At 61.0% G+C, this 21,648-nt stretch carries 22 protein-coding genes; 14 read left to right on the forward strand and 8 right to left on the reverse strand.

Translation table 11 applies throughout. From position 1 onward, the window contains the following. Positions 1-23: 23 nt before the first annotated feature. Positions 24-905 carry an ABC transporter permease subunit gene (locus tag V3W27_RS02505; RefSeq protein ID WP_171061891.1) on the forward strand — a complete coding sequence of 294 codons (882 nt, stop codon included), beginning with the start codon at positions 24-26 and terminating at the stop codon, positions 903-905. Then, positions 902-1,792 carry an ABC transporter permease subunit gene (locus V3W27_RS02510; RefSeq protein WP_007968003.1) on the forward strand — a complete coding sequence of 297 codons (891 nt, stop codon included), beginning with the start codon at positions 902-904 and terminating at the stop codon, positions 1,790-1,792. Before V3W27_RS02505 ends, V3W27_RS02510 begins: the two co-directional genes overlap by 4 nt. A gap of 142 nt (positions 1,793-1,934) precedes the next feature. Here V3W27_RS02510 and V3W27_RS02515 read toward each other — a convergent pair whose 3' ends face one another. After that, positions 1,935-2,576 (reverse strand): HD domain-containing protein, encoded by a 642-nt coding sequence (locus tag V3W27_RS02515; protein WP_330205841.1) that lies wholly within the window; start codon positions 2,574-2,576, stop codon positions 1,935-1,937. A gap of 315 nt (positions 2,577-2,891) precedes the next feature. Between V3W27_RS02515 and V3W27_RS02520 the strand changes: the two genes are divergently transcribed. Continuing rightward, the gene (locus V3W27_RS02520; protein ID WP_330205842.1) at positions 2,892-3,857 is read left to right on the forward strand and encodes a GlxA family transcriptional regulator; all 966 of its coding nucleotides are present in this window, start codon (positions 2,892-2,894) and stop codon (positions 3,855-3,857) included. A gap of 114 nt (positions 3,858-3,971) precedes the next feature. Here V3W27_RS02520 and V3W27_RS02525 read toward each other — a convergent pair whose 3' ends face one another. Together V3W27_RS02525 and V3W27_RS02530 are read right to left on the reverse strand one after the other, a co-directional pair. Then, positions 3,972-6,383, reverse strand: coding sequence for a penicillin acylase family protein (locus V3W27_RS02525; protein WP_330205843.1), 2,412 nt, complete (start codon positions 6,381-6,383; stop codon positions 3,972-3,974). Between the two features lie 102 nt (positions 6,384-6,485). Beyond that, a complete protein-coding gene (locus tag V3W27_RS02530) occupies positions 6,486-7,064 on the reverse strand; it encodes a DUF6436 domain-containing protein (RefSeq protein ID WP_330205844.1) in 579 nt (192 codons plus the stop codon). 99 nt (positions 7,065-7,163) lie between these two features. Between V3W27_RS02530 and V3W27_RS02535 the strand changes: the two genes are divergently transcribed. Then, a complete protein-coding gene (locus V3W27_RS02535; RefSeq protein WP_330205845.1) occupies positions 7,164-8,111 on the forward strand; it encodes an alpha/beta hydrolase in 948 nt (315 codons plus the stop codon). Positions 8,112-8,214: 103 nt separating this feature from the next. On the opposite strand, the gene V3W27_RS02540 is transcribed toward V3W27_RS02535, so the two are convergent. Beyond that, entirely contained in the window at positions 8,215-8,967 is a 753-nt protein-coding gene (locus V3W27_RS02540) for a DUF2059 domain-containing protein (RefSeq protein WP_097088904.1), read from the reverse strand. Positions 8,968-9,075: 108 nt separating this feature from the next. Here V3W27_RS02540 and V3W27_RS02545 point away from each other — a divergent pair, with 108 nt between their 5' ends. Next, positions 9,076-9,708 (forward strand): 2OG-Fe(II) oxygenase, encoded by a 633-nt coding sequence (locus V3W27_RS02545; RefSeq protein WP_103369653.1) that lies wholly within the window; start codon positions 9,076-9,078, stop codon positions 9,706-9,708. Between the two features lies 1 nt (position 9,709). Beyond that, a complete protein-coding gene (locus tag V3W27_RS02550; RefSeq protein ID WP_330205846.1) occupies positions 9,710-10,195 on the forward strand; it encodes a DUF523 domain-containing protein in 486 nt (161 codons plus the stop codon). A gap of 120 nt (positions 10,196-10,315) precedes the next feature. Here the strand turns inward: V3W27_RS02550 and V3W27_RS02555 are convergent, their stop codons facing one another. After that, positions 10,316-10,885 carry a transporter substrate-binding domain-containing protein gene (locus V3W27_RS02555; RefSeq protein WP_027610527.1) on the reverse strand — a complete coding sequence of 190 codons (570 nt, stop codon included), beginning with the start codon at positions 10,883-10,885 and terminating at the stop codon, positions 10,316-10,318. 135 nt (positions 10,886-11,020) lie between these two features. Here V3W27_RS02555 and V3W27_RS02560 point away from each other — a divergent pair, with 135 nt between their 5' ends. Beyond that, complete coding sequence (locus V3W27_RS02560; RefSeq protein ID WP_027610528.1) at positions 11,021-11,446, forward strand: DUF4399 domain-containing protein; 426 nt, start codon at positions 11,021-11,023, stop codon at positions 11,444-11,446. Between the two features lie 61 nt (positions 11,447-11,507). Here the strand turns inward: V3W27_RS02560 and serA are convergent, their stop codons facing one another. Next, complete coding sequence (serA, locus tag V3W27_RS02565) at positions 11,508-12,737, reverse strand: phosphoglycerate dehydrogenase (RefSeq protein ID WP_003229219.1); 1,230 nt, start codon at positions 12,735-12,737, stop codon at positions 11,508-11,510. A gap of 204 nt (positions 12,738-12,941) precedes the next feature. On the opposite strand from serA, the gene V3W27_RS02570 reads away from it, so the two are divergent. The 4 genes from V3W27_RS02570 to V3W27_RS02585 all read left to right on the forward strand — a co-directional run bounded on the left by V3W27_RS02570 (position 12,942) and on the right by V3W27_RS02585 (position 17,291). Next, entirely contained in the window at positions 12,942-14,336 is a 1,395-nt protein-coding gene (locus tag V3W27_RS02570; RefSeq protein WP_330205847.1) for an FAD-binding oxidoreductase, read from the forward strand. A gap of 39 nt (positions 14,337-14,375) precedes the next feature. Then, the gene (locus V3W27_RS02575) at positions 14,376-15,041 is read left to right on the forward strand and encodes a fumarylacetoacetate hydrolase family protein (protein WP_027610530.1); all 666 of its coding nucleotides are present in this window, start codon (positions 14,376-14,378) and stop codon (positions 15,039-15,041) included. Between the two features lie 306 nt (positions 15,042-15,347). After that, positions 15,348-16,271, forward strand: coding sequence for an SdiA-regulated domain-containing protein (locus V3W27_RS02580; protein WP_330205848.1), 924 nt, complete (start codon positions 15,348-15,350; stop codon positions 16,269-16,271). Positions 16,272-16,373: 102 nt separating this feature from the next. Then, positions 16,374-17,291, forward strand: a complete 918-nt coding sequence (locus tag V3W27_RS02585; RefSeq protein ID WP_330205849.1) for an SdiA-regulated domain-containing protein — start codon at positions 16,374-16,376, stop codon at positions 17,289-17,291. Positions 17,292-17,441: 150 nt separating this feature from the next. Here V3W27_RS02585 and rpiA read toward each other — a convergent pair whose 3' ends face one another. Further along, positions 17,442-18,116 (reverse strand): ribose-5-phosphate isomerase RpiA, encoded by a 675-nt coding sequence (gene rpiA, locus V3W27_RS02590; RefSeq protein ID WP_095137581.1) that lies wholly within the window; start codon positions 18,114-18,116, stop codon positions 17,442-17,444. Between the two features lie 146 nt (positions 18,117-18,262). Here rpiA and ilvA point away from each other — a divergent pair, with 146 nt between their 5' ends. Continuing rightward, positions 18,263-19,777 carry a threonine ammonia-lyase, biosynthetic gene (gene ilvA / locus V3W27_RS02595; protein ID WP_027610533.1) on the forward strand — a complete coding sequence of 505 codons (1,515 nt, stop codon included), beginning with the start codon at positions 18,263-18,265 and terminating at the stop codon, positions 19,775-19,777. Between the two features lie 39 nt (positions 19,778-19,816). Next, positions 19,817-20,242, forward strand: coding sequence for a DUF2269 domain-containing protein (locus tag V3W27_RS02600; RefSeq protein WP_121182505.1), 426 nt, complete (start codon positions 19,817-19,819; stop codon positions 20,240-20,242). 111 nt (positions 20,243-20,353) lie between these two features. Here the strand turns inward: V3W27_RS02600 and V3W27_RS02605 are convergent, their stop codons facing one another. Continuing rightward, complete coding sequence (locus V3W27_RS02605) at positions 20,354-21,010, reverse strand: HAD family hydrolase (RefSeq protein WP_247267263.1); 657 nt, start codon at positions 21,008-21,010, stop codon at positions 20,354-20,356. Between the two features lie 143 nt (positions 21,011-21,153). Here V3W27_RS02605 and V3W27_RS02610 point away from each other — a divergent pair, with 143 nt between their 5' ends. Next, complete coding sequence (locus V3W27_RS02610) at positions 21,154-21,633, forward strand: RNA pyrophosphohydrolase (protein ID WP_003229203.1); 480 nt, start codon at positions 21,154-21,156, stop codon at positions 21,631-21,633. Positions 21,634-21,648 lie beyond the last annotated feature (15 nt).

Below are 21,648 nucleotides of genomic sequence, written 5' to 3' on the forward strand. Positions count from 1 at the left end.
TCAAACGACGGCTCAACCGAATAATTCCCAATGGCCGGCAACTGGTCATCGGGGTTCCGTTCATCTGGTTGTTCCTGTTCTTCATGCTGCCGTTCTTCATCGTCCTGAAGATCAGCTTCGCTGAAGCCGACGTGGCCATCCCGCCGTACACCGAGATCTACACCTTCGCCGAGCAGAAGCTGCAATTGCTGCTGAACCTGGGCAACTACGCGATGCTGGGCGACGACGAGTTGTACATCGCCGCCTACCTGGGCTCGCTGAAGATGGCGTTCTTCAGCACGCTGCTGTGCCTGCTGATCGGCTACCCGATGGCCTACGCCATCGCCAGCGCCCGTAAAGAGCTGCAGACAGTGCTGGTGTTGCTGATCATGATGCCGACCTGGACTGCGATCCTGATCCGTGTGTATGCGTGGATGGGCATCCTCAGCAACAACGGCCTGCTCAACGGTTTCCTGATGAGCATGGGCTTTATCGACGAGCCGCTGCAGATCCTCAACACCAACCTGGCGGTCTATATCGGCGTTGTTTATTCGTACCTGCCGTTCATGATCCTGCCGCTGTACGCCAACCTGGTGAAGCACGATCAGAGCCTGCTGGAAGCCGCTTCCGACCTCGGTTCGAGCACCTTCAACAGCTTTTGGAAAATCACCATTCCGCTGTCCAAGAACGGGATCATCGCCGGCTGCATGCTGGTGTTCATCCCGGTGGTCGGCGAGTTCGTGATCCCGGAACTGCTTGGCGGCCCGGAAACCCTGATGATCGGTAAAGTGCTCTGGCAAGAGTTCTTCAACAACCGTGACTGGCCGGTGGCGTCCGCCCTGGCGGTGGTGATGCTGGCGATCCTGATTGTGCCGATCATCTTGTTCAACCGCAGTCAGGCCAAGGAAATGGAGGGCAAAGAATGAAACGCATCCGTTTCTCCAGCCTGATGCTGGTACTGGGTCTGTTGTTCATCTACCTGCCGATGCTGATCCTGGTGATCTACTCGTTCAACGCCTCGAAACTGGTGACCGTGTGGGGCGGCTGGTCGATCAAGTGGTACGTCGGCCTGCTCGACAACACCCAACTGATGGGCTCGGTGGTGCGCTCGCTGGAAATCGCCTGCTATACCGCGGTTGCGGCGGTGGCGCTGGGTACGCTGGCAGCGTTCGTGCTGACCCGCATCACCCACTTCAAGGGCCGCACGCTGTTTGGTGGCCTGGTGACGGCGCCGTTGGTAATGCCGGAAGTGATCACCGGTCTGTCGCTGTTGCTGCTGTTCGTGGCCATGGCGCAGATGATCGGCTGGCCGCAGGAACGCGGCATCGTCACCATCTGGATCGCCCACACCACGTTCTGTGCGGCGTATGTGGCGGTGGTGGTGTCGGCGCGTCTGCGTGAGCTGGACCTGTCGATCGAAGAGGCGGCGATGGACCTCGGTGCACGGCCGTGGAAGGTGTTCTTCCTGATCACCATCCCGATGATCGCGCCGTCGCTGGCAGCCGGCGGCATGATGTCGTTCGCTCTGTCGCTGGATGACCTGGTACTGGCGAGCTTCGTTTCCGGCCCGGGTTCGACCACGCTGCCGATGGAAGTGTTCTCGGCGGTGCGTCTGGGCGTGAAGCCTGAGATCAACGCCGTGGCCAGCCTGATTCTGCTGGCGGTGTCGATCGTGACGTTCCTGGTGTGGTTCTTCAGCCGCCGAGCCGAAGAAGCGCGTAAGAAAGCCATCCAGCAAGCCATCGAAGAAGGCGCCGCCGATTCGTGGAAGCAACCGGACGTACGCCGCGCGCCTGCGCCGGAAGCGGCTTAAAGCAAACTCGGGTTGGCCCCTTTATCAAGGCCAACCCAAATCTACTGTGGGAGCGGGCTTGCTCGCGAAGAGGGCGTGTCAGTCGACTGAAATGTTGGCTGACCCACCGCATTCGCGAGCAAGCCCGCTCCCACATTGGGTATTAGGCAGTCCAGGGAGATTGGCGGATGACCTCAACAAAATTCATCGGCTTGAACCCCGGCTCCTGATCCACCAGCACATCGGTCTTCACGTTGCCAAACGTGGTCTGCGGACGATGGCGCAAGCCGTCGGCAAACGCGCAGATGATGCACTCCTTGAAACCTTCCCCGCGTGGATGCGCATGCACCACCGCCTCGCGCTGGGTGCTGCTGAACGCCGCGTAATCCATTCCCAATACATCCATCTCGACACCCGCCGTCACCAGCGCCACGGTCGGACGCAGATGCTTAGGCACCCCCGGTGTGGTGTGCAGAGCAATCGACAGCCAGACCTGCTCGATGTCGTCATCACTCAGCCCGTACGGTTTGAGAAACGCCGCTGCCGCGTTGGCGCCATCCACTTCGAAACGCTCGTCGGCACTGCGATAGCCCTCGACCAGCCCGAGGTCGTGGAACATCGCGCCGACGTACAGCAGTTCGGGGTTGTAGACCAGTTGTTGGCGCTCGCCGCTCAACGCACCGAACAGAAATACCCGGCGCGAGTGGTGGTAGAGCAGGTCGGTTTCGATGTCGCGAATGTATTCGGTGGTGGCCCGGGCGAGGGCGCTGTCGGGGATCTTGATGCCGGCAATGGTCGTGCTCATAAGGTGTTTCCTCGTCGAAAACGCCGTCGTGGCGCTGATGGACGAAGTCTGTTCCCCAAGGCACTAAACGGACAATCAACGCATGGCTGCGATCCTTGCCAATCAACCTGCAAATCGTGCCAACCTCGCTTGTTGAACCTGGATTGGCTAGGGTTGGCTCAATCAACAAGGCAGGCACGGCCCATGTGGGAGTGGGCTTGCTCGCGAAAGCGGTGTGTCATTCAACAGATAAGTTGAATGTAAGGGCCCTTTCGCGAGCAAGCCCGCTCCCACAGGGATTTGTGTTTGCCAGGGCATTGAGGACATTGGAGGCTTATGAACAAAACCATCGCCATCGTGATATTTCCCGGCGTGCAGGCGCTGGATGTCAGCGGGCCGATGGATGTGTTCGCCGAGGCCAATCGTTTTTTGCCGCCTGATGATCACTATCAACTGGAGGTGATCGGCCTCGAACGCGGGCCGATGGCTTGTTCCAACGGTTTGAATCTCAGCGCCCATCGGTACTTCAGCGAAGCGCAGGATGCTTATGACTTGTTGCTCGTCGCTGGCGGCCCGCAGTTGCCGTTCATGGATTTCGGCAAGCCATTCGACACCTGGCTGCGCGAGGCCTGCGCGCGTGCGCGGCGCTTTGGCTCGATCTGCAACGGCGCGTTCATGCTGGCGCGGGCGGGGTTGCTCGACGGGCGCACCGTGACCACCCACTGGAACGATGCCGAAGCCTTGGCACAGTTGTGTCCATCGACTCAAGTCAAGGCCGATCGCCTGTACGTCGAGGACGGTGCGCTCTACACCTCGGCCGGGGTCACCGCCGGGATCGATCTGTCGCTGTACCTGTTGGCCCGCGATCACGGCGCTGAAGTGGCGCTGAGTGTGGCCAAGCGACTGGTGGTGTTCACCCAGCGCTCGGGCGGGCAATCGCAGTTCAGTCCGTTCCTCACGCCGCATGCGGAGCCGACGTCGGCGGTGGCGATGGTGCAGTTGTATGTGCTGGCCAACCTCACCGGGGATTTGACGATTGCCGATCTTGCGAACGCGGCGAACATGAGTGCGCGCAACTTCTCCCGGGTGTTCGCCCGTGAGGCTCGGGTCACCCCGGCAGAGTTCGTCGAAAGTGCGCGAGTGGATGCGGCGCGGGTGCTGCTGGAAAGCACCACGGCACCGCTGAAGACCGTGGCCTATCAGTGCGGGTTTCGCGATGCGCAGCACATGCGCAGTGTGTTCAATCGGCGGTTGGGGGTGACGCCGCAGCAGTTTCGGCTGAATTTTGCGTTGATGCTCTGAGAGATGTGTTGAGTTGGCGGGCCCCATCGCGAGCAGGCTCACTCCTACAATTGGAATGCGTTCCCCTGTAGGAGTGAGCCTGCTCGCGATAGGGCCCGTCCGGCTAACCGAGAACTATTGGGCAGCCCGCGCCGGCAACAGCTTCAAGGTACTGCGCGTATTGGCCGTCACCTCTTCCTCGCTGAAATGCGCCTGCACGTACATCCCCTCGACGTACTCTTCGGCCTGATCGTCATAGTGGCTGTCGAACGGCACGCCGCTCTGGCCGACCGGGTTGATGGTCAGGCTGTGCGCCGGGTCGGCGAAGTCCACCAGGCGCCGCGTCGAAGGTCCATAGGTCACCGGCCACGGCGCCGGGCCGAGCTTGGCCGAGAGATTGTTCGGAACTTCGTGACTGCCCGGCGCTGCGAACGGCCCGACATTGACGATGCGGTCCAGCGGCTTCTGTTGCCCCAGCGGATGAGCATGGGTCAGGGTGTGCGCCGTGCCCCATTGCCAGTCGGACGTATTGTCGCCGAGGGTCTGTTTCAGGTGCGTCATGCTCGCCTGCCACGCCGCTTTGACTACGTCGGCGCGGGTTTCCTTGTTCGGCGTGTTGCGGTTGTCCCACCACGGTGAGTCCGCGTTCGCCGCCAGGCGCGGCAGGGCCGCGTCGATCACCCGGGTCGACAACAGCGTTTCGAAGAAATCGTTGCCCAGCTCATCACGCATCGCCGCATCGGCGAGATCGTAGAGGAACTGGTTGAACACTGTGGCGTTGACCGAATCCAGCGGATAGTCGCCTTGCCACTGCGCCAGTTGCTCGACCAGTTTCAGTTGCGCCGGATCACTCACCACTTCACGCAACACCGGCAGCAACGGTGCCAGGGTGCGCGGGCCGTAGGCGGTGGTGGTGCCCAGTTGCAGCTTCTGGTTGGCCTCGTTGCTCCACTTCAGGCTCTTGTCGCTGAGCTGGCGGTTGAGCTGCTGGCCGCGATCGGCGAGGTTGTAGTAACCGGGGATTTCCATCCCGGTCGGCGACAGCGGCTGGAAGTTGGCCGAGACGATGTAGCCGCGCGCCGGATTTTCTTCCTGCGGGTTGGCGCTGAACGGGTAGTAGCCGTCCTTGTCCGCCTGATTGCCGCTGCCGTCGAGAATGAACTCCGGGCGCACGCCCGTCGGGCGTTTCGGCAACAGCGCCGAGGCCCACCAGGCAATGTCACCCTTGGCGTTGGCGTAGACGATGTTCAGCCCCGGCGCCTGCACCTTGGCTGCCGCCGCACGGGCCTTGGCCAGGGTGTCGGCGCGGTTGAGCTGGTAGAAACCTTCGAGGATCGGGTTCGGCGTTTCGAGAAACGCCCACCACATGGCGATCGGCGTTTTACCGGCGGCAGTGCCGAGGGCGTCGTTGACGATCGGGCCGTGGGGCGACTGGCGCAAGGTCAGCGTCACCGGCGCCTGGCCCTTCACCGCGATCTGCTGCTGGGTGCTGAGCAGATCGGTCCACTGGCCGTGGTACCAGACCTGATTCGGGTTGTCCGGGTTGACCTTCTCGGCGATCAGATCCAGATCGTCATTCTGGAACATGGTCAGGCTCCAACCGAAATCCAGGTTGTGCCCCAGGAATGCGAACGGCACCAGCGCCTGATGATGGCCGTAGAGCTCAAATCCCGGTGCCGACAGTTGCGCTTCGTACCACACCGACGGCACCGAAAAACGAATGTGCGGGTCACCGGCCAGCAGCGGTTTGCCGCTCTGGCTACGGCTGCCGGCGATCACCCAGGCGTTGCTGCCTTCGAATTGCGGCAGGCCGTTTTCAATCAGCGCCTGCTCGCTGAGACGGGCGAGGGCATTGAGGTCTTTCCAGTCGCCGGCGGCGAGGGCCGGGGTCTTGTTGGCGTGACCTTTGGCGAGCACGCCTTTGGGCTGCCAGTCGAGGTCGAAGACGTTGAGGTAATCGGCGCCGAGTTGATCGCGCACGTAGGTCAGCAGTGGCTCGGTGCGAAACGCCGCGGCAAAGCTGTAGGCCATGTAACCGGCGACGCTGATGCTGTCTTCGGCGGTGAACGGCCGCTTGGGGATGCCCAGCACGTCGAACTCGATCGGCGCGGCGTGGCTGTCCTGATATTGGTTGATGCCGTCCAGATAGGCTTGCAGGGCCTTCCACGCCGGTGACTGCTTGTCGAGGCTGGCGACATAGCTGGCAGCGCGCTCACGGATGCGCAGGCTGCGGAACAGTTTGTCGGTGTCGAGCAGCTTCGGCCCGAGCACTTCGGCCAGTTCGCCGCGCGCGAGGCGGCGCATGGCTTCCATCTGGAACAGTCGGTCCTGGGCATGCACGTAGCCGAGGGCGCGATACAGATCGATTTCGTTCTCGGCACGAATATGCGGCACCCCGCGTTCGTCGTAACGCACGGTCACCGAACCCTGCAGATTGCGCAGCTCCACCTGGCCCTGACGCGTCGGTTGCTTGCTATAGACGTACCCGCCGACACTGGCGAGCAGGACAACGATGAGCAAGGCAAGAACGGTGAAAACGCGTTTCATGGTGACTCCTTGTGCATGCGGGATTGCCGCCCGTCGGGCTGCAAACAATTAGCACAGACCTTCCGTGCCGTGCATCGCTGTCCTCGAAAAGTCCGGAATGCCTTACTGCGCCAGCACCGGCCAAGGGCAATAACAACCGACCGCCAGGGTGTGAGTGGCGTTGACCGGGCGATCATCGGTCAGGGCATTGAGGATCGGTTCGATAAAGCTGTTGCTGGAGTTGCAGGTCAGCCCTTCGCTGTAAGGGCCGAAGTACGCCAGTTTGCCGCTACGGTCCCAGATCGCCACGGCGGGACTGGCCGGGATCTGCTCGGAGCCGGGCAGCACGGCGATGGTTTTCAGGTTGCTCAGGGTCGCAGGCAATTGACCGTGGGAGCCGGCGCGCTGCACGGCGAAGAATTCCACACCGCGCGCGCCGTACTGCTCGACCATCTCGGTCAGGTGCTGTTGATTGCCGACGTTGCACGGGCAGGCCGGGTCCCAGAAATGCACGAGACGGATTTTGCCGGGGCCGGCCAGTTCATCCGGCAGGCGCAACGGATCACCGGAAAACACCGCGGTGTGCTGACTGAACGCGCGCAGATAGCGTCCCTGAAACCAGTCGTACGCCGCCCACAGCACCCCGGCACACACAAGCGCGAGCAGGCTGGCAAACAGTGCGGTGCGGTAGGGCGAGCGCATGGTTTTTCGATCCTCGAAGGGGGGCTAGCTTGCCATGCTTGCCGCAACAGATGAATATCGCAGGCCGATAAAGTCTGTTTACCGCTTTGGAATACCCGCATGCCTGACACTTTCGATGCCGATCATTTACGCGCCAGCCTCAAGCCTTTGGCCCAGTGGCAGCCGTTGTCGGACGAAGCCAAGGCGTATCAGCGGTTTTATAAAACCGACTTTCCCGAGCGCGATGTCTGGCGCGGCATGGGCCGTTTCGACGTCGATGGTTATGAACTGGTCAGCCATTGCTGGTGGCCGGAAAAGGTCAAGGGCACGCTGTTTCTGCTGCACGGTTTTTACGATCACACCGGGCTGTATCGGCATGTGATCGAGTGGGCGCTGGATCAGGATTTTGCCGTCATCGCCTGCGACTTGCCGGGTCATGGTTTGTCGAGTGGGCCGCGGGCGAGCATTCGCGACTTCTCCGAATACCAGGACGCCTTGCAGGCGTTGTTCGCCGAAGCCAGTTCGATCGCCCTGCCGCAACCCTGGCATCTGTGCGGACAAAGCACTGGCGGCGCGATCGTCGTCGACCATGTGCTCAACCATGGCGAGAACAGTCCGGCGCAAGGTCAGTTGATTCTATTGGCACCGCTGGTGCGTCCGCGCGCCTGGGGCTGGTCGCAGCTCAGTTATTACCTGCTGAGGCCTTTCGTGCGGGGCATCGCCCGGCGCTTCAGCGAGAACTCCAACGACCCGGATTTCCTGCCGTTCCTGCAGACCGATCCGTTACAGCCAAAACGTTTGCCGACCGCGTGGGTCGGTGCGCTGTCGCGCTGGATCATCCGTGTCGAACACGCGAAAAAAAGTCCGCGACGGCCGCTGATCATTCAGGGGCAGGCGGACATGACCGTGGATTGGCAGCACAACTTGCAGGTGCTGAAGTGGAAGTTCGACCGGCCGCAGATTCTGCTGCTGCCGGAGGCGCGGCATCATCTGGCGAATGAGACGCTGGAAATGCGCGAGGAGTATTTCGAGTTTCTGAACAAGCGGATCAGGGGCAGAAATTTGTAGTGTTTGTAAGGGCCTCTTCGCGAGCAAGCCCGCTCCCACAGGAGACCGCGATCAACTGTGGGAGCGGGCTTGCTCGCGAAGGCGGCCGTTCAGGCGATAAAGCTTACTGGCCAAGGTTCGAGGAGCTTTGCCCCACCGCCAACCCCGCCCGAATCGCCGCCAGCGCCGCCTGGTAATACGCCTTGCCCTCGCTGGACTCGGCGAAGGTCGCGAACTGCTCCAGTTCGTCATCCGACAGATCGCGATAAACGTAGAGCAGCGTGTTGTTCAGGTCGGCGCCGATCTGCTCCATCAGGCGCTGGCGCTGACCGTTCAGCATGCCTTGCGCCTGACCGCCGCCGAGCAGGCCGGGGATCATCGAGCTCAAACTGTCCGCCGCCACCCCGGCAATCGCCAGACTGACTTCGGCGCCGGCCTCGCGCGCCGGCAGCGCTTGCGCCAGATGGCCGATGATCAGCAGACGACTGTCGCTGGCCTGCATCTTCGGCAGGCCCTTGGCGTTCTTCGCCAGTTGATCGCGACGGGTGGCGAGCAATTCAGCGGCGACGATTTTCTTGCCCAGCGGCGATTGAAAAAAAGTCAGCGCCGGTTGTGGATCGGCAAGGTGCTGGCGCAGTTGCGCTTCGGCACGCTGATCCATGGCCTGGGGGGCGAAGCGCTGGTTGCTGTTGTTGACCAGGGCTTGAAACACCGCCGGCGGCAGGTTGTTCTGGTAGCGCTGCTGCGCGGCACTCAGGGCATCATTGAAATGCGCACGTTGATCTGGCCAGCCGGCGATCTTGTACAGCTGATCGTGGCCGTCCGCCCAGGCGGGCAAAACGCAGAACATCAACAGTGAAAAAAGCAAACGGCGCATAGGGACTCCTGTCAGCAGCGGACTATTCTCCGTGCGGTGCCGGTACTTGTCGAGAATTCGTAGCAAGCCGCTGCGTGGCTCTGTCGGATTTCCTGCCGCCGGCATACTATGCGCGCCATGCAAATATCCTCTGAACACCCGCTGCTGTTACGCATCGTCGACGACCTGGCCGAACACGGCTGGTCGCAGCAGAACATTTTCCTGCCCGCAGGTTTGACCCGCGAGCTGGCGGCCGAGTGCCGCAAACGTGAGGCCGAGGGTGAACTGGCGCCGGCAGCGGTAGGCCGTGGGCCGTTTTCAGAGATTCGCGAGGGCATTCGTGGCGACCACATCCAGTGGATCGACCCGGGCCAGGCCGAGGCCAGCGACCGTTATCTGAATCTGATGGAAAGCCTGCGCGAGGCGCTCAATCGCGGGTTGTTCCTCGGGCTGGAGGATTTCGAGTGTCATTTCGCCCTGTATCCGCCGGGCGCGTTTTACCGCAAGCACGTCGACCGTTTTCGCGACGATGACCGGCGCATGGTCTCGGCGGTGGTCTACCTCAATGACGCGTGGCTGCCGGAAGACGGCGGTCAGTTGCGCATGTATCTGGACGAAGACCGGGTCCACGACGTGCAACCCACCGGCGGCTGTCTGGTGGTGTTCCTCTCCGGTGAGGTGCCCCATGAAGTGCTGCCGGCGCACCGCGAACGCCTGTCGCTGACCGGCTGGTTCCGCCGCCGTGGCAACGAGCCGTTCTGATATGCAGAAGATTCTGGTCAGCCGCTGCCTGTTGGGCCACCGCGTGCGTTACGACGGCGGGGCCAGCGGGCCGTTCGATCTGCTCGAACAGTGGATCGCCGAAGGGCGTGTGGTGCCGCTGTGTCCGGAAGTGGCTGGCGGTTTGCCAACCCCGCGTGCTGCGGCGGAAATCCCCGGCGGGCAGGGCGCCGAAGTGCTCGATGGCAACGCGGCGGTGATCACCACCGAGGGCGAGGACGTCAGCGCGCAGTTTCTCGACGGCGCGCGGCAGGCGCTGGCGCTGGTGCAAAAGCACGGCATCCGCGTCGCGGTGCTCAAGGCCAACAGTCCTTCCTGCGGGAATTTGCTGACCTATGACGGGACGTTCAGTGGGGTCAAGGTCTCTGGCGAAGGCGTGACGGCAGCATTGCTCAAGCGCCATGGTGTGCAGGTCTTCAGCGAGCTCGAACTGCCTGAAGCCGCAATCGCCCTGACCCACCTCAACTAAAAAACTCCACAAAATCCTTGTGGGAGCGGGCTTGCTCGCGAATGCGGTGTGTCATTCAAAGATGATGTTGACTGACACACCGCATTCGCGAGCAAGCCCGCTCCCACAGGGTTTATGTGTTCATTTGGGTTCGGTGAACCACTTTTGCGACAATGCCGCCAAGCGTCCATCTGCCTTGATCCGCTCCATCGCGCTCGCAAGACTGGCCTGAAACGCCGGATTACCCTTCTGAAACGGAATCGCCAACTCCACCGGCACCGCCGTCTTCGGCTTCTCCTCGGTCAGCGCCTGTACCAGCACCATCGGTCGAGGCTGCTCATCCTTCTTCGCCAGCAGCTGCGAATCGACCTTGCCGTAAGGCTCGCTGACGTCGAAACGATCCTTGAGTTCAGGTGTCAGTGCTATGTGGTTGAGCGCGACGTCGTACTTGCCGCTTTCAACGCCCTGGAGCAGGTCGGCTTCGTCGGTGACGATGAAGTCGGCGCGCACATCCAGCTCGTTGGCCAGCAGTTGCCCAAGCTCGACCTCGAACCCCGTGAGTGTGTCGCCATCCTTGAAATTGAAGGGCGGTGTATTAGCCTCAAGGGCAATGCGCAACTCGCCACGGTCGTTGACGTCATCAATCAGTTCGGCGTGAGCCAGAGGGCTCAGAAGGGGTAGCAGGCAGATCAGGCCAGGCAGAAAGCGCATGGTCACTCCTTTGAAATCATTATTGCGATGCTCTGAGTCAGGCTCGCTTTGCTATGGTTGTCGAGTGCCTTCGACAACGAATGGTCATGAAGTTGTCATGACCGCGCGGATTTTACGGAAAAACTGGAGAAGAGAATGAAAACGTTTATGTCACGAGCAGCCTTGGCTGGCCTGTTGATGGGTGTTTCAGTGCTGGCCAGTGCAGCGACCCCGGCACCCAAGGGCGCCGAAGTGTTCATCGTTTCTCCCGAAGACGGGGCCACGGTTTCTCAGGAGTTCAAGGTCAAGTTCGGGGTCAAGGACGTTGCGCTGGCACCCGCCGGTGACGTCACCAAGAACACCGGGCACCATCACCTGCTGATTGATGCCAAGGAAATCGTTCCGGCCGGTTCCGTCGTGCCGACCGACGCCAACCATATGCACTTCGGCAAGGCGCAAACCGAGGCCACAATCAAACTGGCCCCGGGCAAGCACACCTTGCAACTGGAGCTGGGCGACAGCGGCCACATGGCGTTCGATCCGCCGATCGTGTCGAAAAAGATCACCGTCAACGTCGAATGACGTTTTCGCACGCATGAAAAAGGGAGCCCGAAGGCTCCCTTTTTTGTCGCTCAGCGTCGGATCAGAACAACACGCGGCTACGGATAGTACCGTTGACGTGTTGCAGCTTCTCTTGCGCCAGCTCCGAGTACTCGGCGTCGACGTCGATCACCACGTAACCGACTTTCTCGTTGGTCTGCAGGAACTGACCGGAGATGTTGATACCGTTTTCGGCGAAGACCTTGTTGATCTCGCTCATCACACCCGGGATGTTCTCGTGGATGTGCAGCAGGCGGTGCTTGCCAGGGTGAGCCGGCAGGGCCACTTCCGGGAAGTTCACCGACGAAACGGATGTGCCGTTGTCGCTGTACTTGACCAGTTTTTCCGCCACTTCCAGACCGATGTTGGCCTGCGCTTCGGCAGTCGAGCCACCGATGTGCGGGGTCAGGATCACGTTGTCCAGGCCACGCAGCGGGCTTTCGAACTCTTCGTCGTTGGAGCGAGGCTCCACCGGGAACACGTCGATGGCCGCGCCGATCAGGTGCTTGTCCTTGATCGCGTCCGCCAGGGCGTCCAGCTCGACCACGGTGCCGCGCGCGGCGTTGATCAGGATGCCGCCCTTCTTGATGGCGCGGATTTCCTTCTCGCCGATCATCCACTGGGTCGCAGCGGTTTCCGGAACGTGCAGGGTGACGATGTCGGACATGCCCAGCAGCTCGTGCAGGTTGCCGACCTGAGTGGCGTTGCCCAGCGGCAGCTTGGTCACGGTGTCGTAGAAGAACACCTGCATCCCTAAGCCTTCCGCCAGAACCGACAGCTGAGTACCGATCGAGCCGTAGCCGACGATGCCGAGTTTCTTGCCACGGATCTCGAAGGAGTTGGCTGCGGACTTGATCCAGCCGCCACGGTGGCAGGAAGCGTTTTTCTCAGGGATGCCGCGCAGCAGCAGGATCGCTTCGGCCAGCACCAGTTCCGCGACGGAGCGGGTGTTGGAGTACGGCGCGTTGAACACGGCGATACCGCGCTCGCGGGCAGCACTCAGGTCAACCTGGTTGGTGCCGATGCAGAAACAGCCGACCGCGACCAGCTTCTTCGCGTGATCGAAGATCTCTTCGGTCAGTTGGGTGCGCGAACGAATGCCGATGAAGTGAGCGTCAGCGATCTTTTCCTTGAGCTCGGCTTCCGGCAAGGAGCCTGTCAGGTATTCGATGCTGGTGTAGCCCGCCGCCTTGAGGACGTCGACAGCCGATTGGTGGACGCCTTCGAGAAGAAGGAACTTGATCTTGCTCTTATCGAGAGAAGTCTTGCTCATCTGCGTAAACCTGTATCCCGGAGAAAAATGGCAGGAAATGGTCAACAGACATTGACCTGGACGACAAGAAAGCCGTCACCGCAGAACTGGCCTTGGGCACTGGCCTGCGGGGTCGGTATGCTAGCATAGCCACCCTGCTAAACACTCATTCCTGCGACGTGAAGCGTCTTCAGGATGACCATGAATTGTTCGAGAGTTCTGTCGATGACCAATCCTGCCCTGATTGATGAACTGAAGACCCTGGTCGAGCCTGGCAAGGTCCTGACCGACGCCGACTCCCTGAACGCGTACGGCAAGGATTGGACCAAGCACTTCGCGCCCGCGCCAAGCGCCATCGTGTTTCCCAAGACCATCGAACAGGTGCAGGCCATTGTCCGTTGGGCCAACACCCATAAGGTGGCGCTGGTGCCATCCGGCGGGCGAACCGGTCTTTCTGCCGCTGCCGTTGCCGCGAATGGCGAAGTGGTAGTGTCGTTCGACTACATGAACCAGATTCTCGACGTGAACCTCACTGACCGCACCGCCGTGTGTCAGCCGGGCGTGGTCACCGAGCACTTGCAGAACATCGCCGAGGAAAACGGCCTGTACTACCCCGTGGACTTCGCTTCGGCCGGTTCCAGCCAGATTGGCGGCAATATCGGCACCAATGCCGGCGGGATCAAGGTGATTCGCTACGGCATGACCCGTAACTGGGTCGCCGGCCTGAAAGTGGTCACCGGCAAGGGCGATGTGTTGGAGCTGAACAAAGACCTGATCAAGAACGCCACCGGCTACGATTTGCGCCAGCTGTTCATCGGCGCCGAAGGCACCCTCGGCTTTGTGGTCGAAGCGACCATGCGTCTGGATCGCGCGCCGAAAAACCTCACCGCGATGGTCCTCGGCACCGCCGACTTCGACTCGATCATGCCGGTGCTGCACGCCTTCCAGGGCAAACTCGACCTGACCGCGTTCGAATTCTTCTCCGACAAGGCCCTGGCCAAAGTGCTGGGCCGTGGCGATGTGCCGGCGCCGTTCGAGACCGATTGCCCGTTCTATGCGTTGCTGGAGTTCGAGGCGACCAGCGAAGAAGTGGCCAACACTGCGCTGGAAACCTTCGAACACTGCGTCGAGCAGGGCTGGGTGCTGGACGGCGTGATGAGCCAGAGCGAAACCCAGCTGCAGAACCTGTGGAAGCTGCGCGAGTACATCTCCGAGACCATCTCGCACTGGACACCTTACAAGAACGACATCTCGGTCACCGTGTCGAAAGTCCCGGCATTTCTGCAGGAAATCGACGCCATCGTCGGTGAACACTACCCGGACTTCGAAATCGTCTGGTTCGGCCACATCGGCGACGGCAACCTGCATTTGAACATTCTCAAGCCGGATAACCTGAGCAAGGACGAGTTCTTCGCCAAGTGCGCGACCGTCAACAAGTGGGTGTTCGAAACCGTCGAGAAGTACAACGGTTCGATCTCCGCCGAGCACGGCGTGGGCATGACCAAGCGCGACTACTTGACCTACAGCCGTTCTCCGGTCGAAATCGAGTACATGAAAGCGGTCAAAGCGGTGTTCGACCCGAACGGCATCATGAACCCGGGCAAGATCTTCGCGGTTTGATTGGCAATCCCCTGAATCAATGAAGGCAGGAGTCGGTAAATGAGCTATCAGCACCAGTACGTCGACGGCACGCGCATTCACTTCCCGATTGGGAAAGTGGTGTGCATTGGCCGCAATTACGCCGAACACGCCAAGGAACTGGACAACCCGGTGCCTACCGAGCCGTTGCTGTTCATCAAGCCGGGCAGTTGCGTGGTGCCACTGGAAGGCGGTTTCAGCATTCCGACCGAGCGCGGCTCGGTGCACTACGAAGCGGAAATCGCCGTGTTGATCGGCAAGCCGTTGTCGACCAAGCCGAGCCGCGAAGAAGTGCTCGACGCGATCTCCGGTTTCGCTCCGGCGCTGGACCTGACCCTGCGTGACAAGCAGGCCGAGCTCAAGTCCAAGGGCCTGCCATGGGAAATCGCCAAGTCGTTCGACGGCGCGGCGGTGATCGCGCCGTTCGTGGTCGGCAGCACTTTCCCAGACCTGACCGACATCGGCATTCGCCTGACCATCAACGGCGAAGTGCGCCAGGACGGCAACAGCAGCGCAATGCTCAACCCGATCGTGCCGATGATCCAGCACATGGCCGGCTGCTTCTCGCTGCAGGCCGGCGACGTGATCCTCACCGGCACGCCAGTGGGTGTTGGCCCGCTGAATGTCGGCGACGACATTGTGCTGGAACTGGTTGGCGCGAGCAGCTTCAGCAGCAGCGTGCGCTGACCGAACGCATCCGATACGCAGCAACTGTGGCGAGGGAGCTTGCTCCCGCTGGACTGCGCAGCAGGCCCCTTGAAAAGCAGGGTCGCTTCGCGCCCCAGCGGGAGCAAGCTCCCTCGCCACAATAAATCCCCTCACAACAGGGCTCACTCCCACACTGGTTATGTGTCGCGGCTCGCAAAGCCGCACGGCAATCCCGCCATTTGCCGTTTTTTTCACATTCTGTACGGATAATTCCTCTCATTCTGGCGTCTGAGCCGGCCTCTTTGTGCTATTACCCATAGCCTGAATTTTCGGAACGCGTCCCTGATGTCAGCTCAAACTCAGCTCAAAACTTCCCGTCGTTCACGTTTTGCCCTGCGCTGGTATGTCTGGTTGTTGCTGGTGATCGCAGCCGCCTATGGTCTGGCGTTTGCCATGCATTGGGACGACCGTGGTCTGCTGTGGCTACGTGAGCGACTTGAGACTCAGGCCGAGCAGAAGGCAAGCATCTGGTTGCCGGATTATCGGGCAGTGATCGACGGCAAGCTGCTGCCGGGAATGGAAAAGGACGAGGCTTCGGACCTTTCCTACAACCCACAGACCAAAACCCTGTTTTCGGTGATGGGCAAGAACCCGTTCCTGGTCGAACTGACCCTGCAGGGTGATGTGCTGCGCAAGATGCCGCTGGTGGGCTGGACCAACCCGGAAGGCGTAACCGTGATGGAAAACGGCCTGATGGCGATTGTTGATGAGCGCGAACACCTGCTGACCATCGTCAAGGTCGATGCCAGCACCCGCGAGCTGAATATCGCCGACTTCCCGAAATACGACCTCGGTCCGTCGAAAAACCAGAACAAGGCATTCGAAGCAATCACCTGGGATCCGCACAACCAACAGTTGCTGCTGGGCGAAGAGCGGCCGCCGGCGTTGTTCACCTGGAAGAGCGACGGCAGCCAGATCCTCAAGGGCGACAAGCAGAAGCTGGCCAATGATGAACTGGACATTCGCAACCTCTCGGCACTGGCCATCGACCCGCGTACCGGCCACACCCTGGTGCTATCGGCCGACTCGCACCTGTTGCTGGAACTGGACGAGAAGGGCGAGCAGGTCAGCTTCATGACCCTGCTCGGCGGCTTCAATGGTTTGAAGGACACCATCCCCCGCGCCGAAGGCGTGACCATGGACGACGCCGGTACGCTGTACATGGTCAGCGAGCCGAACCTGTTCTATCGCTTCGAAAAGCACAAGTAAGCCCATCGCGGTCGGCTTGTGGTCGCAGGCAAGTGGCCATTAAGCTTCAGTTCAGACAGGCGTGATATTTCATCCGCCTGTTTTGATCCCGAGCCTGCCCGAATGCGTCGACTTGCCCGCCCCAAGCCCCTGTTTATCATCCTGTCGGTTGTTGTCCTGATCGTGTTGATCGCGATCGGCCAATACCTGCGCCTGTTCGAGCGCGCCTGGTTCAATCTGCATACCTTGTGGCAGCCGTTGAGCAGCGTGGCCATTGGTCTGGATCAATACCGGGTCGAGGTCGAGGCCAGGATCATCGACGGCCTGAACGACGATGTCTCGGCGCTGACCTACGATCCGGTGCGCAAAAGCCTGTTCACCGTGACCAACAAGAATGCCGAGCTGGTCGAGTTGTCGCTCGAAGGCAAAATCCTGCGGCGCATCGCGCTGATCGGCTTCGGCGATCCTGAAGCGGTGGAGTTCATCAGCGCCGACACCTATGTGATCACCGACGAGCGCCAGCAACGCCTGATCAAGGTGCATCTGGAGCGGGACACCACGTTCCTTGATGCGGCGGACGCTGAACAGATGACTCTGGGCGTGCACATGAGCGGCAACAAGGGCTTCGAAGGCTTGGCGTATGACTCGGTGGGCAAGCGCCTGTTCGTCGCCAAGGAGCGTGACCCCATGCTGATTTATGAGGTGCACGGTTTTCCGCACTTCAATCCGGAAAAGTCCTACGCGGTGCACGTGATCAACAACCCCAAGCGCGATGCCGGGATGTTCGTGCGCGATCTGTCGAGCCTGCAATACGACGAGCGCAGCGGCCATTTGCTGGCGCTGTCCGACGAGTCGGGGCTGATTCTGGAACTGGATGTGGACGGGCGGCCGTTGAGTACCTTGTCGCTGAACAAGGGGCGGCAGGGTTTGCAGAAGAGGGTGCCGCAAGCCGAAGGCATTGCGATGGATGACGACGGGACGTTGTATCTGGTGAGTGAACCGAACTTGTTTTACGTCTTCAAGAAACCTGCGCAAAACTGACTGACACCCCAAAAAACCAAATGTGGGAGCGGGCTTGCTCGCGAATGCGGTGTGTCAGAACAATTAATGTATCTGACGCACCGCATTCGCGAGCAAGCCCGCTCACACAGGGGGAATGCATTTGCCTGCAAGAGTGTGGGCGGTCTCGGCTTACTCGGCCTTCAGCGTCTTCACACCTTCGCTGGTACCCAACAACAGCAGATCCGCCGGACGCGCCGCGAACAGGCCGTTGGTGACCACGCCGACGATCGCATTGATCTGCGCCTCCAGCTCCACCGGATTGGTGATCTGCAGGTTGTACACGTCGAGGATGATGTTGCCGTTGTCGGTCAGCACGCCTTCGCGGTAGACCGGGTCGCCGCCCAGTTTTACCAATTGGCGGGCGACGTGGCTGCGGGCCATCGGGATCACTTCGACCGGCAGCGGGAATTCACCCAGCACCGGCACCAGTTTGCTGGCGTCGGCGATGCAGATGAAGGTCTTGGCCACGGCCGCGACGATCTTCTCGCGGGTCAGGGCCGCGCCGCCGCCCTTGATCAGGTTCAGGTGCGCGTCGCTCTCGTCGGCGCCGTCGACGTAGAACTCCAGGTCGCTGACGGTGTTCAGCTCATACACCGGAATCCCGTGGCCCTTGAGGCGCGCCGCAGTGGCTTCGGAGCTGGCAACCGCGCCATCGAATGCGCCCTTGTGCTGGGCCAGTGCATCGATGAAGCAGTTGGCGGTGGAGCCGGTGCCGACCCCGACGATGCTCTTGTCGTCGAGTTTCGGAAGGATGAAGTCGACGGCGGCCTGAGCCACTGCCTGTTTGAGTTGATCCTGGGTCATGCGGGCTCCGGAAGCGGGCAAGGTGAGTGCGGAAAGGCCGGCATTATAGCCGCAAGCCGGGCTAAAACCTCCTGATTCGTGTGGTCGCACGGGCAAAAGCCGGGTTAGACTCGTCGGTCCCGCCCAATCGCCAGTGATGCTTTCCGATGCTCGAACAGTACGTCAAAAAGATCCTCACCTCGCGCGTTTATGACGTTGCCGTAGAAACCCCGCTGCAGAACGCTCGCCAGCTCTCCGAGCGGCTGGGCAATGACATCTGGCTCAAGCGCGAAGACTTGCAGCCGGTGTTCTCGTTCAAGATTCGCGGGGCGTACAACAAGTTGACCCAACTGACCGACGAAGAGCGCGCCCGTGGCGTGGTCACCGCGTCGGCGGGCAACCATGCGCAGGGTCTGGCGCTGGCGGCGAAAGTGCTGGGCGTGAAAGCGACCATCGTGATGCCCAAGACTACCCCGGAGATCAAGGTCGAAGGCGTGCGTTCGCGCGGCGGCAAAGTCGTGCTGCACGGCGATTCCTTCCCGGAAGCACTGGCCTACTCGCTGAAACTGGTCGATGAAAAGGGCTACGTCTACATCCACCCGTACGACGATCCACACACCATTGCCGGGCAGGGCACCGTGGCGATGGAAATTCTGCGTCAGCACCCGCAACCGCTGGACGCGATTTTCGTGCCGGTCGGCGGCGGCGGTCTGATTGCCGGTATTGCGGCGTACGTGAAATACCTGCGTCCGGACATCAAGGTCATCGGCGTCGAGCCGGACGACTCCAACTGCCTGCAAGCGGCCATGGCCGCCGGCGAGCGCGTGGTGCTGCCGACCGTGGGCATCTTCGCCGACGGCGTGGCCGTGGCGCAGATCGGCCAGCACACCTTCGACATCTGCAAGGATTACGTCGACGAAGTGATCACCGTCAGCACCGACGAGATCTGCGCGGCCATCAAGGATATTTACGACGATACCCGCTCGATCACCGAACCTGCCGGCGCCTTGGGCGTGGCCGGGATCAAGAAGTACGTCGAGTTGCGCGGCGTCAGTGGCCAGACCTTCGTCGCCATCGACTCCGGGGCCAACGTCAACTTCGATCGCCTGCGCCACGTCGCCGAACGCGCCGAGCTGGGCGAGGGCCGTGAAGCGATCATCGCCGTGACCATCCCGGAGCAGGCCGGCAGCTTCAAGGCGTTTTGCGAAGCGATCGGCAAGCGCCAGATCACCGAATTCAACTACCGCTACAACACCGGCAGCGAAGCGCACATCTTCGTCGGCGTGCAGACTCACCCGGAAAACGACCCACGCAGCGCACTGCTGGCGAGCCTGACCGAGCAGGGCTTCCCGGTACTCGACCTGACCGACAACGAACTGGCCAAGTTGCACATCCGCCACATGGTTGGCGGCCACGCGGCGCACGTGATCGACGAAGTGGTGTTTCGCTTCGAATTCCCGGAGCGTCCGGGCGCGCTGTTCAACTTTCTCAACAAGCTCGGCGGGCGCTGGAACATCTCGATGTTCCATTACCGCAACCATGGCGCGGCAGACGGCCGGGTGGTCGCCGGCCTGCAAGTACCGCATGACGAACGTCATCTGGTGCCGGCGGCACTTGAAGAAATCGGCTACCCGTACTGGGATGAAAGCGAGAACCCGGCCTATCAGCTGTTTCTTGGCTGAGCGGCTACGCTGATGGGCAGGCCCTGAGGAAATCGAACAATGGAAACGTTAACTGCCCTGAAAACCGCGCACATGGTCGCCACTGTAGTGTTGCTGGCCGGTGCGCTCGGGTTGGGAGTCTGGGTTTTTCTGGCAAAACGCAAAGGTGATGCAACGGCGGGCAGCCGCACCTTGCAACGGCCACGGGTGTTCATCTGGCTGTTGATGGGCCTGGCGTTGTTGAGCATGCCGTTCACCGGCTGGGGCATGGTGCATCTGGTCGGCTGGCCGCTGGGGCAGACCTGGCTGCTGGCCTCCAGCGTGCTGTACACCGTGGCGGCGCTGGCGTGGTTCTGGTTGCTGGTGCGGTTGAATCGGTTGCGCAAGGCGCCGGGTGGCGTTGGCAGGTTCACTTTTGCCTTGGCGTTGTTCAGCTTTGTCTGCTTTATCGCGATTGCCGGGTTGATGGGCGCCAAGCCTGTTTAAGGCTTGAGAACGCGTCGACCTCATCGCGAGCAGGCTCACTCCTACAGTTGCCCGAGTTCCAAATTTGGAATGCGCTCCACTGTAGGAGTGAGCCTGCTCGCGATAGCGATATCAGTCGCGCAACGAAATCACCGGCCAGCCCCGCTTCTCGGCCTCGGCGCGCAGATTCGGATCCGGATCCACCGCCACCGGGTTCGCCACCTGCTCCAGCAGCGGCAAATCATTCATCGAATCGCTGTAGAAATAGCTGTCATCCAGCGAATACCCGGTTTCATCGAGCCAGCGATTCAGGCGCGTCACCTTGCCCTCACGGAAGCACGGAATGTCGGTGCTGCGCCCGGTGTAGCGGCCATCGACCATCTCGCACTCGGTGGCGATCAGGGTTTCAACGCCCAGGCGCACCGCAATCGGCGCGGTGACGAAGCGGTTGGTGGCGGTGATGATCACCAGTTTGTCGCCGGCGTCGCGGTGCTGTTTCAGCAGTTCCAGCGCCTTGGGCAACACGATCGGCTCGATGCAGTCGCGCATGTAATCGTTATGCCACTGCTCAAGCACAGCCATTTCGGTGCGGCCGAGAATTTCCAGGCAGAAGTTCAGGTACGCGGCGTTATCCAGCTGGCCGGCCAGGTAATCCTGGTAGAACTCGTCGTTGCGCTGCTTGTATGCAACCGGGTCGAGGAAGCCGCGTTCGCACAGATAGTCGCCCCAGGCGTGATCGCTGTCGCCGCCCAGAAGGGTGTTGTCCAAATCGAATAGAGCCAGGCGCATTGCAGTTACCCGCTGAAAAGTCAGTAAAAAGGCGACAAGAATACGGTCTTTTCACAAGAGTGCACATAAGGTAGGAACCTTCGTTGCCGCCTTATCAAGCTTTGTGGAACAATGCGGCGACATGCGTTTGCGAGGTTGTTGCCGTGATCGACCCCGATGGTTTCCGCCCCAATGTCGGGATCATTCTGACGAATGACGCCGGCCAGGTGCTATGGGCTCGCCGTATCAATCAAGATGCCTGGCAGTTTCCACAAGGGGGAATCAATCCCGAGGAGACGCCGGAAGACGCCTTGTACCGCGAGCTGAACGAAGAAGTTGGCCTGGAACGTGAAGATGTTGAAATACTGGCCTGTACCCGGGGCTGGTTGCGCTATCGTTTGCCGCAACGTCTGGTGCGTACCCACAGCCAACCGCTGTGCATCGGCCAGAAACAGAAATGGTTTCTCCTGCGCCTGATCTCCAACGAGCAGCGGGTGCGGATGGATTTGACCGGTAAACCGGAGTTCGATGGCTGGCGCTGGGTCAGTTATTGGTATCCGTTGGGCCAGGTGGTGACATTCAAGCGCGAGGTGTATCGACGCGCCCTCAAAGAGCTTGCCCCGCGCCTTTTAGCGCGCGACTGACGACGGAGTTCGACC

Origin of the sequence: Pseudomonas sp. AM14(2022), assembly GCF_036346455.1 — a bacterium.
Classification (GTDB): domain Bacteria; phylum Pseudomonadota; class Gammaproteobacteria; order Pseudomonadales; family Pseudomonadaceae; genus Aquipseudomonas; species Aquipseudomonas putida_A.

Coding starts and splice junctions, on each gene's coding strand:
- V3W27_RS02575 (WP_027610530.1), top strand. CDS start 14,376: ATGAGCTATCAGCACCAGTACGTCGACGGCACGCGCATTCACTTCCCG.
- V3W27_RS02535 (WP_330205845.1), top strand. CDS start 7,164: ATGCCTGACACTTTCGATGCCGATCATTTACGCGCCAGCCTCAAGCCT.
- V3W27_RS02515 (WP_330205841.1), bottom strand. CDS start 2,576: ATGAGCACGACCATTGCCGGCATCAAGATCCCCGACAGCGCCCTCGCC.
- V3W27_RS02520 (WP_330205842.1), top strand. CDS start 2,892: ATGAACAAAACCATCGCCATCGTGATATTTCCCGGCGTGCAGGCGCTG.
- ilvA (WP_027610533.1), top strand. CDS start 18,263: ATGCTCGAACAGTACGTCAAAAAGATCCTCACCTCGCGCGTTTATGAC.
- V3W27_RS02545 (WP_103369653.1), top strand. CDS start 9,076: ATGCGCGCCATGCAAATATCCTCTGAACACCCGCTGCTGTTACGCATC.
- V3W27_RS02600 (WP_121182505.1), top strand. CDS start 19,817: ATGGAAACGTTAACTGCCCTGAAAACCGCGCACATGGTCGCCACTGTA.
- rpiA (WP_095137581.1), bottom strand. CDS start 18,116: ATGACCCAGGATCAACTCAAACAGGCAGTGGCTCAGGCCGCCGTCGAC.
- V3W27_RS02530 (WP_330205844.1), bottom strand. CDS start 7,064: ATGCGCTCGCCCTACCGCACCGCACTGTTTGCCAGCCTGCTCGCGCTT.
- V3W27_RS02570 (WP_330205847.1), top strand. CDS start 12,942: ATGACCAATCCTGCCCTGATTGATGAACTGAAGACCCTGGTCGAGCCT.
- V3W27_RS02550 (WP_330205846.1), top strand. CDS start 9,710: ATGCAGAAGATTCTGGTCAGCCGCTGCCTGTTGGGCCACCGCGTGCGT.
- V3W27_RS02585 (WP_330205849.1), top strand. CDS start 16,374: ATGCGTCGACTTGCCCGCCCCAAGCCCCTGTTTATCATCCTGTCGGTT.
- V3W27_RS02540 (WP_097088904.1), bottom strand. CDS start 8,967: ATGCGCCGTTTGCTTTTTTCACTGTTGATGTTCTGCGTTTTGCCCGCC.
- V3W27_RS02525 (WP_330205843.1), bottom strand. CDS start 6,383: ATGAAACGCGTTTTCACCGTTCTTGCCTTGCTCATCGTTGTCCTGCTC.
- V3W27_RS02555 (WP_027610527.1), bottom strand. CDS start 10,885: ATGCGCTTTCTGCCTGGCCTGATCTGCCTGCTACCCCTTCTGAGCCCT.
- V3W27_RS02560 (WP_027610528.1), top strand. CDS start 11,021: ATGAAAACGTTTATGTCACGAGCAGCCTTGGCTGGCCTGTTGATGGGT.
- serA (WP_003229219.1), bottom strand. CDS start 12,737: ATGAGCAAGACTTCTCTCGATAAGAGCAAGATCAAGTTCCTTCTTCTC.
- V3W27_RS02580 (WP_330205848.1), top strand. CDS start 15,348: ATGTCAGCTCAAACTCAGCTCAAAACTTCCCGTCGTTCACGTTTTGCC.
- V3W27_RS02510 (WP_007968003.1), top strand. CDS start 902: ATGAAACGCATCCGTTTCTCCAGCCTGATGCTGGTACTGGGTCTGTTG.
- V3W27_RS02605 (WP_247267263.1), bottom strand. CDS start 21,010: ATGCGCCTGGCTCTATTCGATTTGGACAACACCCTTCTGGGCGGCGAC.